The organism is Serratia aquatilis, assembly GCF_044865145.1.
Lineage (GTDB): Bacteria > Pseudomonadota > Gammaproteobacteria > Enterobacterales > Enterobacteriaceae > Chania > Chania aquatilis.
Genome location: NZ_CP173186.1, coordinates 4,487,008 through 4,501,636 on the forward strand (window position 1 = coordinate 4,487,008; position 14,629 = coordinate 4,501,636).

Genomic DNA, 14,629 nt, shown 5'->3' on the forward strand with positions numbered 1-14,629 from the left:
GTGAAGGGCAGAGTGGCCCTCTGTTCAAGCCCGACAACACAGAAAACGGGCTTTTGGGGCACGACCCTTCGGGCTGGGGCCATTTGCGCGCATTGCGGCGTTGTTCGCCGCTTATTTGGCCCACCAAACCTCGCGGCTCTCGCCTTGCCCTGTGCGCAAATGACCGCCAGCGGCGCTCGCGTGCAATTAAGGGACACAGCCTAGTCTTAACTGACAAGCATTATGTCTTGCCATGCATTTTAAAATATCTATTTTGCTGGGGTAGTAAACTCGATGATACCGATTTCAATTTATTAACCGACACACTCACTGTCAGCTTTGGCGGATATTCGATGATGAACTGAAGGCAAAACGGTATCTCAGCCTTTCTGCTGCTTGAATGGACTTAGGTATATACTTGTGGTGTATACATCTATACCCAAGTTACTTCAAGTTGCATGTAGGCGGCAACTGAGCTGCTTGCAGCAGCTCCTAAGGGCGAGTAACGCAGCCAACACCCATGCAGCTTGAAGGGCGACGGGTATATTCTGGCTTGGAAAAACGCTTCCAGCCCAAGGGCAACATGTGCCCTCACATTCCTCAACCAAATCAACAAAGTAAAATCAAAATAAGAGGTTTGCCCATCATGAATAAGATTTTTACTTTAACATTATCCCCCTCTCTCGATAGCGCGACGACGACCCCAAAGATCTACCCGGAAGGAAAACTACGTTGCACTACGCCCATTTTTGAGCCGGGCGGCGGAGGGATCAACGTTGCCCGTGCCGTTGTCTATCTTGGCGGCCAAGCCAGTGCAATCTTCCCAATTGGTGGCCCAACCGGCGAGCATTTAAAAGAATTGCTCGATCGGGAGGGCATTGATACCGACACCCTGAAAACTCAGGACTGGACGCGCCAGAACCTGCATGTCCATGCGGACAACAGCGGAGAACAGTTTCGCTTTGTTATGCCGGGGGCACGGCTCAGTGACGCCGAGTTTGACCAGATCCTATTGAAGGTGCAGAACATCCCTCATGGTTCGATTCTGGTGATTAGTGGCAGCTTACCGCCGGGCACCTCGCTGGCAAAATTGACCGACCTGGTTAAGCAGGCACAAACGATGGGGTTGCGCTGTATCGTTGACAGCTCAGGGGATGCATTACAGGCCTGTCTGGATTTGGGTGGGCTGGCGTTGGTAAAACCGAATCAGAATGAGCTGTCCGCGCTGATCGGGCGCTCATTGGAAGATCCTGATGATGTCCGTAGTGCCGCTCAGGAACTGGTGCGCCAGGGTGGTGCTGAACGGGTTGTGGTATCGCTTGGCCCACAAGGAGCTCTCGCGGTTGATCGTGATACCTGTGCGCAGATAGTGCCGCCACCGGTCAAGAAAATGAGTACCGTCGGGGCCGGGGACAGCATGGTCGGCGCAATGGCGCTCAAATTGGCGAACGGTGCAGATCTGGTGGATATGGTTCGTTTCGGCGTCGCAGCAGGCAGCGCCGCCACGCTTAATCTGGGAACACGGCTCTGTTCACTGGCGGACACCCAGCGCCTGTATGACTACATTTGCAAAAGTTCGCGTGGTTAAGGCAGCCAGTGGCTTGCTTGACGATAATCTGAAGGAATTATGGGCGGTCGTTAAACGTATACTTTCGCCCTTGCTCAATGGAGTTAATTCGCTCGTGGCAAGTTCTGCAAAAACTCGTCATGCATGTATCTTAAGAATGGATTGGTTAACTCCTGCTACATGAAACAGAACGGGCTTATCGCCAGACAGAAGAACCGATTTCCTGTTGAAACCCGAGCCGCCCGGTTCTGTTGCATTAAGCCTCATGAAGGTAAAATACTGTTTTTTTTAATTTTTACTACCATGTCTCTGATCCGAAATGCCTTTAAACGCCTGCATTATCCCGTTGATATTATCGCTCAGTGTGTTCGCTGGTATCTGACTTACTCACTGAGTTTGCGAAATCTGGAAGAGATGATGGCAGAGCGGGGCATTATTGTTGACCATTCCACGCTTCACCGCGGGGTTATCCGCCTAACTTCTCTACGCTTGCATGCCAACACTATGCATACGCACGGAGTCCACATGTACTTAGCATATGTAGAGAGCTATGAAGCCATAGTACCAAGAGGACAACATGCGAACCGTATCTATATTTAAGAATGGTAATAACCGTGCCATCCGTCTGCCCCGCGATCTGGATTTTGAGGGGGTGAGCGAGTTGGAAATCTTTCGGGAAGGGGACCGCATCATCCTGCGTCCCATCCGGCCGACCTGGGGATCTTTCACACAACTCGAAAAAGCCGACACGGACTTTATGGCGGAGCGTGAGGACGTCGTCAACGACGAAGGACGATTTGACCTGTGAACAAGACCTATATGCTGGACACCAACATTTGCTCGTTCATCATGCGCGAGCAGCCGGAAGCAGTGATTAAGTGTCTTGAGCAGGCCGTACTGCGCAATCACCGCATCGTGATTTCGGCCATCACCTACGCCGAGATGCGCTTCAGCGCTATCGGAAAAAAGGCCTCCCCGCGCCACGCACTGCTGGTCGACGCATTCTGCGCCCGCCTGGATGCAGTCCTGGCTTGGGACCGAGCGGCGGTGGACGCCACCACAGAAATTAAGGCGGTGCTGTCTGCAGCCGGGACACCCATAGGTCCCAACGACACGGCGATTGCCGGGCATGCCATTGCGGCAGACGCCATACTGGTGACGAATAATACGCGGGAATTTGCGCGGGTACCGGACCTGAAGTTGGAGGACTGGGTGAAGTAAGCGGATGGTTTAAGGGATCACCACTCATAACTGTCAACGCCAAGTTTTTGTCCGCACCCGAACAGAACCCAACTTAGTCCCTTACCCTGAACCCTCCATCCTGAGTGCCATGCCCAAAAAGCCCAACAACAGTAAAAACGGGCTTTTTAGGCAAGTTTCTATTGCGACATCTAGGAAGCAGCCAACCGAGGGTTAACGAAGAACATGCAGCAGGCCGCCAGCAATGACGGTAAAGCGAAAGCCATAAAGTTCTGCTGTAGTGTTAATTCCATATCGATTAACAACCCACCGGCGAAAGGCCCAAGAATGGCTCCGATGCGCCCCATGCCGAGCCCCCATCCCAACCCCGTCGAGGTCATGGTGCTGGGGTAAAAGCGGGCAACATAAGACGTCATGGCGATCTGAGTACCGATAGTGCTGGCTCCGGCGATCAGCAGCAGCACATAGAGCAGGCTCATCGAAGTCTGGCTACCCAGAAGCGCTATGGTAAGCGAACCTAACAGGAAATAACCAATCAACACCGTTCTGCCACTTATTTTATCCATTAACCAGCAGCTGCTTAATGCACCAGCAATGGTGCCCAAATGCAGAGTAAACAGGAAAAGCAGACTGGACCCTAAAGGATAACCCGCCTGCAGCATAAGCTTGGGCAACCAGGACGTCATGCCGTAGATAACATAGAGCGACATGAAAAAAACCAGCCAGAACATCAGCGTACTCAGCATGCGCCGCTCGGCAAACAGATCACCGATGGCCATCTTCACCGGTCCTGCCGCCGTCGCTGACTGGCTGATAAACTCACTGCCTGGTTGGTGGATATAGCCTGGATCAATTTTTTCCAGCGCACGCTTTAAACGTTCATTCTGCTTGGTCTTAATTAAAAAAGCGGCTGATTCGGGGAGATGTTTTAACATCAAGGGTAAGAAAAAGATCGGGAAAATGGCAACATAAAATATAGATTGCCAGCCAAAGAGAGGAATTAAATAGATACCTAATATCGCAGCCCACATGCCACCAATAGAGTAACCGCTGAACATTAAACCCACCATCAAACTACGTTTACTTTTCGGCGAATATTCACTGGTAAGTGCCGTAACGGTAGGCATCACCCCCCCCAAGCCGATCCCCGCAATAAAACGGCACCAGCCAAACTGGGAAGCATTAACGGTAAACCCACAGAGAAAGGTGAATAAACTGAAGGTAATCACGCAGAGCGTTATCACTTTCTTTTTACCCAGTTTATCTGAGAGTGAGCCTAAAGTGAGCGCACCGATCATCATTCCAATTAACGTATAGCTTCCCAGCAGGCCGGCCTGTGCGGCTGTCAGGCCCCATTCAGCCATCAACTTCGGTAAAATAACCCCTAGTACGGCCAGATCATAGCCATCAAATATAATGATATAAGCACACCAGAAAATAGTCAGGCGATGGATATTCTGAAACTTTGCATTATCGATTATTGGCGTAACATCAACGACGTTTATATCAATCTGAGCCATAAGCTCTCCTTGGCATAAATATGCCTTTCGGTTTATTTCAACTGGAAACAAAGCGCTCAAAGTAAATTTTGTGTTCGGCAACCGGCTGGGTAGACAACCAGTTGCAGGTCGCCTCGATCATTGGCGGCGGTCCACACAGGTAAGCATCGAACGGTTGTTGTAGCTGATGGCTTTCCAGCGCTTGAGTAACCCAGCCCTTTTTCCCCTGCCATTCGGCACCGGGATCGGCGACCACTACCTGATAGCTGAAGTTGCCAAGCTGTTCGGTCAGTGCATTAAGCCGTACCAGTTCGCTGATCTCGCTCTCACGGTTAACCCCATAATAGAGCGTGACAGGCTGATCGCTTTCCCCCTGCTCAACCAGGCTCTCCAACATACTGAGAAAGGCTGAAAGCCCTGTCCCCCCAGCAACAAACAGCAGCGGACGTTTTACCTCACGCAGGTAGAACGCACCAAAGGGAGCGGTAAAGTGGATGCTGTCCCCCACTTGGCAACGCTGGCGCAGATAGTCACTCATTAACCCGCTTGGCAACAGGCGGATCAAAAAGCGCACCACTGAAGACTGCGCGCTGGCGCTGGCATACGAGTACGCACGGCTCTCCTCGCTGCCGGGGATCTGAATACGCGCGTATTGTCCCGGCAGGTAACGAAGTTCAGGCTCCCCTTCTTCAAGGGTGAGTTCCAGGCTCGCCACCGTATCGGAGAGTAGTGTCATCGCGCTCACTCGCCCGCGATAGCGCTGCTGGCTGATATTGCAAATATTGGAATCAACATCGAAGTAGAAGGAGGCGGCCGACTTCAACCGCGTCTGGCAAGCCAGCATATAGCCTTGTTCCAGATCGCTGGCGCTCAACGCATCATCATCGACATATTCCATTTCAATGCTGCCCGACTCACAGCGTCCACGGCAGGTAGCGCAAACCCCTTCGCGGCAGTCGAGCGGTAACTGGATCCCGTGCCGAAAAGCCGCATCCAGCAGTTTTTCGTTATGTTGCACCTGAATAAACTGCGTGAGTCCATCCCGGAAAATAATGGCTGCGCGATGGGTCATGATCACTCCTGTATCGTTACTGTTCATGGCAACGGCGGCCACAGCCGCCGTGCCGAGACAAATCAAAGATGGTAAAAATCGAGCACTGAGTCGACCTTGTCATTCATCACCAGCACATGCTTGCCAGCGATTTTCAACTGCTCGCCCTGCCAGCACAGACGATAGTTGGCACGGCCAAAGAAGTGACGGCTCTCGCCAAAACGGTAGTAGTGCGTCACCCAGTTAACGCTGACGATCAGTTGGTCGTTTTCCCCGGTCTGGCAGCGCACGTTGTCGACCAGATGCAGCGTGCGAGGCATCGGCGTACAGGCGGCTGACTTACCGGTACGAATGCGGAATACCCGATCCTCCAGGCCCGAACGGCTGGCATAGTAGATCAATGACATTTCCCGCTTCGGGTCCCGCGTATATTCATGTTCACTGCGCCACTGCGGTACATGGAACTCCGCATCTTCAGTAAAGTAGCCAAGATAGCGATCCCAATCCTGCTGGTCGCAAGCCTCCGACACTTGGTACAAAAATTGTTCAACTGCATGCTGCTGCTCAGGCGTAATGTTTTGCATGATATTTCTCCGTCATGGCAGGTTCAGCGCACCGACGCCTGCGCTATTTTTTTCTCCAGTCCAGCCAGCATCATCTGCTGCCATGCCCGGTGCTGGTTCACATACAGCCCTTCGTGGGTAATTTCGACCCCGGTGATAGCTGGCGTAATGTTTAAAATGTCACTGTTACGCGTCGCACCGTACTGCCAGTGCTGATGCCCCCGGGAAATATCACTCCACAACGTGCTGCGCGCTTCAAAGCCACGCTGCTGCTCACGGAACTCCACCAAGTCGTCGGGGGTTCCCATGCCGGACACGTTGAAAAAGTCTTCAAACTGACGGATGCGGCTCTCGCGATCCCGGTCTGACTCGCCTTTCACGCCCAAACAGAGGCTGATCACCTCGGTTTTGTTCCAGCTCACCGGGCGGATAATGCGCAGTTGGGAACTGATCTGATCCATAAAGAACAGGCTGGGGTAAATATTCAGGTTACGCAGGCGGTGCATGGTCCACTGCGCTCGCTCCGGTGGGTATTGATCCAACAGCCTCGGCATAATGCTGGCGTAGCCAGGGCGAACATCCGCCGCATTCGGCATATCGCTGAACAGCAAACCATGACCATGCTTGAATGAGAACCAACCATCGTCAGTGTCTTTATCCCCGGCACCTAACTTGCTGTAGTCGAGGGTGCTGTCGCTGGTGCCGTTGCGTTTGATATTCAGTTCGCGGCGATGGGTTACCGTTGAAACGTAGTTATAGTGCACGGTACTGACGTGGTAACCATCCAGCCCGTTCTCATTCTGCAGCTTCCAGTTACCGGGGTAGGTATAGGTCGAGATTCCGGGCAGTACTTCCAGCTCGGCGTTTTCCGACTGTTCCAACATCATGTCAAAGAACAGCGCGGTGTCCCCCAGGAAGTCGGTCAAGCTCTGCTCAGACTCGCTATCCAGGCTGATAAATACAAACCCCCGATAGCTGGCAATACGCGCCTGTTTTAAACCGTGGCGGCTTTTATCAAAATCGCCGCCGTATTCCTCTGGGGCTTTTAACTTTGCCAGCGCGCCGTCAGACTTGTAGCACCAGGCGTGAAACGGGCAGGTAAAAGTACTCTGGTTGCCTTGGCAAACACGGGTCAGCGTAGCTCCCCGGTGCTGGCAGGTATTTGCCAAGGCGTGGAGTTCACCCTTGCCGTCGCGGGTAACCAGCATCGGCTGACGCCCCGCCTGCAGGGTAATAAAGTCGTGTGGATTGGGGATCTGGCTTTCGTGGCAAGCAAAGATCCATTGCTTCTCGAAAATCAGCTCCATTTCCAGGTCAAACAGCTGCTGGTTGGTAAACATCGAGCGGGCAATGCGGTAAACACCCTCCTGCGGACGAAAATCGAGGCTGTTTTCAATAATATGCTGCCAGTTTTGTAACTCTTGTGGCGTGCTCACATTCGTACTCCTCTGTACCTGGTGCCGCACTTATGGGCAGCAATGGCAGGTATATGGATATAAAAACAAGGGTGGCAGGGGTTGCGCCAGCGGAAGTCATTCACGGTGTTGAAAGACTCACTGCCCCCGAGCAGGGGCAGTGAAAGGCTGGGCTACGCTTGGGCGCGCTTACGTTCCACTTCTGCTTCGGGTGCGGCGGCACGTTCACGATGCAGCGTGAAGTTAAAGTCGATTGACGAGAAAGGTTTGCTGAGTTGCTTGCTGTCTAACTGATCCGGTGCGGCGATCTTATTCACCTGCGGTACTAACCCTTCGCGGCTGGCGAAGGCGAAGTCATCCCACAGATATTCGTCACCGTCGATGTTGATCTGTGTGGTCAGTTTGCGGTAGCCGTCGGCATACACGAAGAAGTGGATATGCGCAGGGCGGCGTCCGTGGCGGCCCAACAGGTTCAGCAACCGCTGGGTGGTGCCCTCTGGCGGGCAGCCGTAACCTGAAGGCACGATGCTGCGGAACTGATAGTTACCCTGGCTATCGGTAACAATGGTGCGGCGCAGGTTGAACGCTGGTTGGCTCTTGTCAAAGAACGAATAGTTGCCCATCAGATTAGCGTGCCAAACCTCGACGGTGGCACCCGGCAGCGGCTTGCCGTTGTCATCCGTTACGGTCCCCTGCATAAACAGCACTTCGCCGTCAGCACTCTCGGTACCGTCATCCAGGCGGGCAAATCCCTGGCAAACCGGCGCACCGGACACGTACAGCGGCCCTTCGATAGTGCGCGGAGTGCCGCCAGTCAGGCCAGCCTTGGCTTCAGCTTCGTCGGCACGAATGTCGATGAACCGCTCAAGCCCCAACCCTGCCGCCAACAGCCCCATTTCGTGGCTGGCACCAGTTTCCGCCAGGTATTCCAACCCTTTCCAGATCTCGCTTGGCTGCAGATCCAGGTCTTCTATGGTCTTAAACAAATCACTTAATATGCGTACGGTAACCTGCTGAACGCGTGGATTAACTTCGCCTTTGGCGGTGTCAACAATAAAGCTGTTGACCAGGGTGTCGATGTCGTTATGAGTCATGTCATTGCTCCGTATTGATATTATTAGCGAGCCGAGGGGGTACAGTCCTGCGGCTATATAGGTTTTAACGGCTTTCTTTTTTATTCTCCCTACGGTTATTCAACCCGTAGGGAACAGCGACATAAACATTGGCAGGTGATGCAATTAACGGCCTGGATCAGCGATCGTCCTCCCTGATAGAGGAGGGATGCCGGCACAATGGCATAACCTGGATCTTCATGTAGGGAAACAGCGGCAGTTGCGACAACAACTGATGCAATTCATCAATGCTGCTGACATCAAACAGGCTGATATTGGAATACTGGCCCGCAATACGCCACAGATGACGCCATTGTCCGCTGGCCTGCAACGCCTGCGATTGGGCTTTTTCCGTTGCCTTGAGTGCCGTAGCCTCTGCCTCCGGCATCGAGGCCGGTAGGTTAACGTCCATCCTTACGTGAAACAGCATAGCGATGAGTCCTTTAAGCTTGGGGATATCAGCAACGGCGCAGGGCCGCCACCTTGTCACGGTCGATCTCAATGCCCAACCCCGGCCCGTTCGGTACCTGCAACATAAAATCACGGTAGACCAGGGGTTCGGCCAGAATGTCTTCAGTCAGCAGCAGTGGGCCGAACAGTTCAGTCCCCTGCTCAAGCTCGCTGAAAGTGGAAAACAGATGAGCAGAAGCGGCGGTGCCTATCGCACCTTCCAGCATGGTTCCGCCATACAGGCCAATCCCCGCTAGCGTGGCGATATCGGCCACCTGCCGTGCCTGCGTCAGGCCACCAGACTGGGTGATTTTCACCGAGAACACGTCAGCACCATCATGGGTGGCCAAATCAAAGGCATCCAATGGCCCTTTAAGCACCTCGTCCGCCATAATCGGCACGGTAAAGCGCCTGGCCAGACGGGCCAGACCCGCACGGTTTTCTGCCTTGATAGGCTGCTCGATCAGGTCGATCCCACCCGCTTCCAGTGCAGCGATCCCACGTTCAGCATCCCGTTCGCTCCAGGCCTGATTGACGTCAACACGCACGCTGACCGCATCGCCCAGTGCCTGTTTGATGGCCAGCACGTGTGCCACGTCAGACTCCACCGCACGCAGACCAATCTTAAGCTTGAAAATACGGTGGCGACGCAGCTCCAGCATCTTTTCCGCTTCCGCAATATCTTTCAGGGTATCGCCGCTGGCCAGGGTCCATGCCACTGGCAACGCGTCACGTACCCGGCCCCCCAGCAATTCACTGAGTGGAATATTCAACCGCCGAGCCTGCGCATCCAGCAACGCCGTCTCCAGCGCGCATTTGGCAAACCGGTTGCCCTGAATTGATTTGCGCAGTCTGGCCATGGCCGGAGCTACCTGGCTGGCATCCATCCCCACCAGCAGCGGTGCCAGATAGGTGTCGATATTGACCTTCACGCTTTCCGGGCTTTCTTCGCCGTAACTCAGGCCGCCGATGGTTGTCGCTTCTCCCCAACCCTCGATGCCGTCCTCGCACAACACGCGGACCAGCACCAGGGTCTGTACATTCACCGTGGCCACCGAAAGGCGGTGGGGACGGATTGCCGGAACATCCAGCAGCAGAGTTTCAATAGTTTTAATCATGCTTTTACAGTATCAAACTTGGCGGATTCAGGTTGTATATGACCATATATCCGACGTATGCTGGCCGTCTAACACCGATTTCGCATCATCTTGATACCTTAAAGGTATAATTATGGAACTCCGTCATTTACGCTATTTTATTGCCGTTGCCGATGAGCAGAATTTCAGCCGTGCAGCTGAGCGGCTACATATTAGCCAACCGCCGCTTAGCCGTCAGATCCAGCAGTTGGAAGAGGATCTGGGGGTTTCACTGTTTGAGCGGGGTTCACGCCCGCTCAAGCTGACCGATGCGGGCCGTTTTCTCTACGGACATGCACAGCAATTTCTGGCGCAGAGCGTCGAACTGAAATCGATGACCCGCCGCGTCGGGCAGCTTGATCGCTCACTATCAATTGGTTTTGTTGCCTCCACGCTGTACGGGATCATGCCGCGCCTGATCCGCCGCTTTCGGGCGCAACATCCTGAAGTGACCATGGGCCTGCATGAAATGACCACCATGGAGCAGATCCAGGCGTTGAAAGACGGGAGGATTGACGTTGGATTTGGCCGTATCCGTTATGAAGATGCCAATGTGCGCCGTATCATCCTGCGCGACGAGCCTTTGATAGCCGCTCTGGCGGTTGATCACCCGTTGGCACATATCCCAGAACTGACGCTACGCAACCTGCAATCCGAAACACTGATCGTTTATCCGCAGACCCCTCGCCCCAGCTTTGCCGATCAGGTCTTGGCAACGTTTCATGATCGAGCGCTTGAACCGCGCAAAGTGATGGAGGTTCGGGAACTGCAGGTGGCTTTGGGTTTGGTCGCCGCAGGTGAAGGCATCACTCTGGTTCCACAGTGCCTGCACAGCCTGAAGCGTCAGGATGTGATCTACAAAACGTTGCATGAACAGCATCTGGTCTCGCCGATCATCATGAGCACCCGGCTGCTGGATGAATCGGAAGACATCAAGACACTGTTGCAGATGATCTACACCCTGTATGAAGAGGAAGGCATCGCCTACCAAAAGCCCGCGCCAATGGATTGAGGCGGGCCGCGTTACAGCAATAACGCCAGCTCCATCGCCGTGCGCTGCAATTGGGGTAAAATTCTTTCACGCAGTTCTGACGCCGGGATCTGCGCGGCATTGACCCCCACGTTCATCGCTGCCACCACTCCGCCTTTACGCGAATACATCGGTACAGCGATAGAACGCAGACCAACCTCCAACTGCTGATCGTTGATCGCATAACCCTGGCGGCGCACTTGCTCCAGTTGGGCACGCAAAGCCTCGGCACTGGTGACGGTAAAACCGGTCAACGGCTCGATAGCCACACGCGACAGGTAGTCCTCCAACTGCCGATCATCCAACGCGCTAAGCAGCACCATCCCCATTGATGTGGCATAGGCTGGCAGACGGCTGCCGCGTCCCAGATCGATAGTCATAATGCGTTTAACCGAAGCACGGGCAATATACAGAATATTGTCCCCATCCAGCGTTGCCACCGAGCAGGACTCATTGAGCACCTTACTCAAGTAATCCAGCGAATTCTGCGCCGCCTTCGCCAGCTCCGAAGAGGAAAGATAGGCATGGCCCAGCGTTAGCACCCGGGGTAACAAACGGTAATGACGCCCGTCGGGGCAATGCACAAATCCCAGTGCCTTCAGCGTATACAGACAACGCCGCACCGCCGCTCGGGGAATGGCGGTGATCTGTGCAATTTCCGACACTGACATCTCCGAGTACTGCGGCTGAAATGCCTGTAGCACTTCCAACCCCCTGGCCAGCGAAGTCATAAAATCCGGATCACCTTTGTATTTATCGTTGGTCAACTCACGGATTTCCTGTAACCGCCGCAACTCTTCGCTAGCAAACTCCGGTTTATCGCTCATCACCCACTCCAAATTTTCATATGAATCATAGCATTATACGCAGCACCACTTGAAACAGCGTGGCGATCCATCGCAAATGCCAAATTATCTACCTGCATCACAAAATTAACATCAAAGTAACAAACTGTCCGATAATCGCACATACATCTGATATTCGCACTTGTCGGTCAATTTTTCATCCCCTAAGTTAGAGCCAGCCAATACGCTTGGCACCTCATTCAACCCCCACACTCAGGAGAGGCAATGATCGATAAAAGCATACCTTCCACCGACGCCGCGGTGGCCGACATTCCAGATGGCGCCACCCTGATGGTGGGGGGTTTTGGCCCGGCTGGCCAACCTTATGCTCTGCTGGATGCACTGATCCGCCGCCGCCCACGGGATCTGACCTTGATCAGTAATAACGCCGGTAACGGCGAGTTTGGGCTGGCTGCGTTGCTGAAAGCCGGCTGCGTGCGCAAGGTGATTTGCTCCTTCCCACGCCAGTCAGACTCATGGGTGTTTGACGAACTCTATCGCAGCGGCCAACTGGAGCTGGAGCTGATCCCACAGGGCAACCTGGCCGCCCGCATTCAGGCCGGAGGCTCTGGCCTCGGTGGGATTTACACCCCGACGGGTTTTGGCACCTTGCTGGCAGCAAACAAAGAGACTCGCGAGATCGACGGCCGCCAGTACGTTTTCGAACTCCCGCTGAAAGCCGACTTTGCGCTGATCAAGGCTGAACGCGCCGACCGCTGGGGGAACCTGGAGTACAACAAAACCGGGCGCAACTTCGGCCCGATCATGGCGATGGCCGCTACCTGCACCATTGCCGAGGTTAATCAGCAGGTTTCGCTGGGTGAACTGGATCCAGAAACCGTCATCACACCGGGGATCTTCGTACAACGCGTGGTTGTCGCCCCTGCGGCAGCGCAGCAGCTTTCGGCTTAAGGAACCTTTATGTCAAAACTCACTCATGCACAGTTGGCGGAGCGGATCGCCCGCGATATCCCGGAAGGGGCCTATGTCAATCTGGGGATCGGGATCCCGACCCAGATCGCTAACTACCTGCCTGCAGACAAAGAGATCTTTCTGCACAGCGAAAACGGGATCCTCGGTATGGGCCCGGCACCGTTGCCAGGGGAAGAAGATCCCGAGTTGATCAATGCGGGTAAACAGGCGGTCACCCTACTGCCCGGCGGCTGTTTTTTTCACCACGGTGATTCCTTTGCCATGATGCGCGGTGGGCATTTGGATATCTGTGTATTAGGGGCTTACCAGGTTTCAGAGCGTGGCGATCTGGCCAACTGGAGCACCGGGGCACCGGGTGCCATACCGGCCGTAGGCGGGGCGATGGATTTGGCGATTGGTGCACGCCGGGTCTATGTCATGACCGAGCATGTCACTAAAAAAGGCGAGTGCAAAATAGTCAAAGAGTGCAGCTACCCGCTGACCGGGCTCGGCTGTATCGACCGTATCTACAGCGATCTGGCTGTCATCGACGTCACCCCGCAAGGTCTGGTGGTGCGTGAAATCTTTGGCGGCCTAACGCCGCAGCAACTCCAGGAGATCACCCCGGTCGAGTTAACCTTTGCCCTACAACATGGAGAGAAACAGCATGAATCCAGCGTATCTGTGTGATGCCGTTCGAACGCCGTTTGGCAAGCTTAACGGCAGTCTGGCGAGCATCCGCGCCGACGATCTTGCCGCGCTGCCCATCAAGGCACTGCAACAGCGCCACCCCACGCTGGACTGGCGTGCGCTGGACGATGTGCTGTTTGGCTGCGCCAACCAGGCCGGAGAAGATAACCGTAATGTGGCACGCATGGCGCTGTTGCTGGCGGGCCTGCCAACCTCGGTACCCGGCTGTACCATTAATCGTCTGTGTGGTTCCAGCCTGGATGCCGTCGCGATGGCGGCACGTTCCATCAAGACTGGTGAAAGTGATTTAATGCTTGCCGGTGGCGTGGAGAGTATGTCGCGCGCGCCGTTCGTGATGGGTAAAGCGGAAAGCGCCTTCAGCCGCAGCATGCAGTTGGAAGACACCACCATGGGCTGGCGCTTTATCAATCCACAGATGAAAGCGCTTTACGGTGTGGAGTCGATGCCACAGACTGCGGAGAACGTTGCGTTAAAGTTTGGCATCAACCGCCACGATCAGGACGCTTTCGCCCTGCGCAGCCAACAGCGCACCGCCGCCGCACAAGAGAGTGGTTTCTTTGCCAACCAACTGATTGAAGTGAGCATCCCGCAGAAGAAAGGTGAAGCCTTGCGCTTTACTCAGGACGAACACCCAAGGGCGACAACGCTTCAGGCGTTAGAAAAACTGAAGCCGGTAGTTAATCCGCAAGGGAGCGTCACCGCCGGCAACGCATCTGGTCTCAACGACGGGGCTTGCGCGCTGTTACTGGCCAGCGAACGTGGTGTGCAGCAGCATGGTCTGCAACCGATGGCACGCATCGTCGCCAGCGCCGTAACCGGCATTGAACCCAGCATTATGGGCTTTGGCCCCGCACAGGCCGTGCGTAAAGTGCTGAAGCTGGCTGGCCTGCGGTTGGAACAGATGGATGTCTTCGAACTTAACGAAGCCTTTGCCGCACAGGCGCTGGCCGTCACCCGCGATCTGGGGCTGGCAGACGACGCGCAACAGGTGAATCCGAACGGTGGGGCGATTGCACTGGGTCATCCACTGGGCGCATCCGGTGGCAGGCTGGTGATGAATGCCGCCTGGCAATTGCAGAGAACGGGCGGCCGCTATGGGCTGTGTGCCATGTGTATCGGCGTCGGCCAAGGCATCGCGCTGATTATTGAGAGGGTATAG

15 protein-coding genes and 1 pseudogene are annotated in these 14,629 nt (G+C 54.6%); 8 read left to right on the forward strand and 8 right to left on the reverse strand.

Annotated elements, in window-relative coordinates; all coding sequences use genetic code 11:
* Positions 1-625 precede the first annotated feature (625 nt).
* The 4 genes and pseudogenes from pfkB (at position 626) to SAQUA_RS20240 (ending at position 2,767) form a co-directional block, all read left to right on the forward strand.
* Positions 626-1,567, forward strand: a complete 942-nt coding sequence (gene pfkB / locus SAQUA_RS20225; RefSeq protein ID WP_380674460.1) for a 6-phosphofructokinase II — start codon at positions 626-628, stop codon at positions 1,565-1,567.
* A gap of 282 nt (positions 1,568-1,849) precedes the next feature.
* Positions 1,850-2,033 (forward strand): annotated as a pseudogene (locus SAQUA_RS20230) (IS6 family transposase); the annotation flags it as partial.
* 90 nt (positions 2,034-2,123) lie between these two features.
* Positions 2,124-2,354 (forward strand): type II toxin-antitoxin system VapB family antitoxin, encoded by a 231-nt coding sequence (vapB, locus tag SAQUA_RS20235; RefSeq protein WP_380674462.1) that lies wholly within the window; start codon positions 2,124-2,126, stop codon positions 2,352-2,354.
* Entirely contained in the window at positions 2,351-2,767 is a 417-nt protein-coding gene (locus SAQUA_RS20240; RefSeq protein ID WP_380674464.1) for a type II toxin-antitoxin system VapC family toxin, read from the forward strand. The genes vapB and SAQUA_RS20240 overlap by 4 nt, the downstream gene beginning before the upstream one ends.
* Before the next feature lie 170 nt (positions 2,768-2,937).
* On the opposite strand, the gene SAQUA_RS20245 is transcribed toward SAQUA_RS20240, so the two are convergent.
* The 7 genes from SAQUA_RS20245 to SAQUA_RS20275 all read right to left on the reverse strand — a co-directional run bounded on the left by SAQUA_RS20245 (position 2,938) and on the right by SAQUA_RS20275 (position 9,954).
* Positions 2,938-4,266, reverse strand: coding sequence for an MFS transporter (locus tag SAQUA_RS20245; protein WP_380674466.1), 1,329 nt, complete (start codon positions 4,264-4,266; stop codon positions 2,938-2,940).
* Positions 4,267-4,303: 37 nt separating this feature from the next.
* On the reverse strand, positions 4,304-5,317 hold the full coding sequence (gene antC / locus SAQUA_RS20250; RefSeq protein ID WP_380674468.1) for an anthranilate 1,2-dioxygenase electron transfer component AntC: 1,014 nt from the start codon (positions 5,315-5,317) through the stop codon (positions 4,304-4,306).
* Positions 5,318-5,379: 62 nt separating this feature from the next.
* Positions 5,380-5,880, reverse strand: coding sequence for an anthranilate 1,2-dioxygenase small subunit (gene antB / locus SAQUA_RS20255; protein ID WP_380674471.1), 501 nt, complete (start codon positions 5,878-5,880; stop codon positions 5,380-5,382).
* A 23-nt stretch (positions 5,881-5,903) separates the two neighbouring features.
* On the reverse strand, positions 5,904-7,295 hold the full coding sequence (gene antA, locus SAQUA_RS20260; protein ID WP_380674473.1) for an anthranilate 1,2-dioxygenase large subunit: 1,392 nt from the start codon (positions 7,293-7,295) through the stop codon (positions 5,904-5,906).
* 152 nt (positions 7,296-7,447) lie between these two features.
* Entirely contained in the window at positions 7,448-8,368 is a 921-nt protein-coding gene (catA, locus tag SAQUA_RS20265; RefSeq protein WP_380674475.1) for a catechol 1,2-dioxygenase, read from the reverse strand.
* Positions 8,369-8,525: 157 nt separating this feature from the next.
* Positions 8,526-8,816, reverse strand: coding sequence for a muconolactone Delta-isomerase (catC, locus tag SAQUA_RS20270; protein ID WP_380674477.1), 291 nt, complete (start codon positions 8,814-8,816; stop codon positions 8,526-8,528).
* A 28-nt stretch (positions 8,817-8,844) separates the two neighbouring features.
* On the reverse strand, positions 8,845-9,954 hold the full coding sequence (locus tag SAQUA_RS20275; protein WP_380674479.1) for a muconate/chloromuconate family cycloisomerase: 1,110 nt from the start codon (positions 9,952-9,954) through the stop codon (positions 8,845-8,847).
* A gap of 112 nt (positions 9,955-10,066) precedes the next feature.
* On the opposite strand from SAQUA_RS20275, the gene SAQUA_RS20280 reads away from it, so the two are divergent.
* The gene (locus SAQUA_RS20280; RefSeq protein ID WP_380674481.1) at positions 10,067-10,984 is read left to right on the forward strand and encodes a LysR family transcriptional regulator; all 918 of its coding nucleotides are present in this window, start codon (positions 10,067-10,069) and stop codon (positions 10,982-10,984) included.
* A gap of 11 nt (positions 10,985-10,995) precedes the next feature.
* Here the strand turns inward: SAQUA_RS20280 and SAQUA_RS20285 are convergent, their stop codons facing one another.
* On the reverse strand, positions 10,996-11,829 hold the full coding sequence (locus SAQUA_RS20285) for an IclR family transcriptional regulator C-terminal domain-containing protein (RefSeq protein ID WP_380674483.1): 834 nt from the start codon (positions 11,827-11,829) through the stop codon (positions 10,996-10,998).
* Between the two features lie 243 nt (positions 11,830-12,072).
* On the opposite strand from SAQUA_RS20285, the gene SAQUA_RS20290 reads away from it, so the two are divergent.
* From SAQUA_RS20290 to pcaF, 3 genes are read left to right on the forward strand one after another with little or no spacing between them, the layout of a single operon-like run.
* A complete protein-coding gene (locus SAQUA_RS20290; protein ID WP_380674485.1) occupies positions 12,073-12,759 on the forward strand; it encodes a 3-oxoacid CoA-transferase subunit A in 687 nt (228 codons plus the stop codon).
* Between the two features lie 9 nt (positions 12,760-12,768).
* On the forward strand, positions 12,769-13,449 hold the full coding sequence (locus tag SAQUA_RS20295) for a 3-oxoacid CoA-transferase subunit B (protein ID WP_380674487.1): 681 nt from the start codon (positions 12,769-12,771) through the stop codon (positions 13,447-13,449).
* Positions 13,427-14,629: a 3-oxoadipyl-CoA thiolase gene (gene pcaF / locus SAQUA_RS20300; protein WP_380674489.1), complete on the forward strand. Its 1,203-nt coding sequence runs from the start codon at positions 13,427-13,429 to the stop codon at positions 14,627-14,629. The genes SAQUA_RS20295 and pcaF overlap by 23 nt, the downstream gene beginning before the upstream one ends.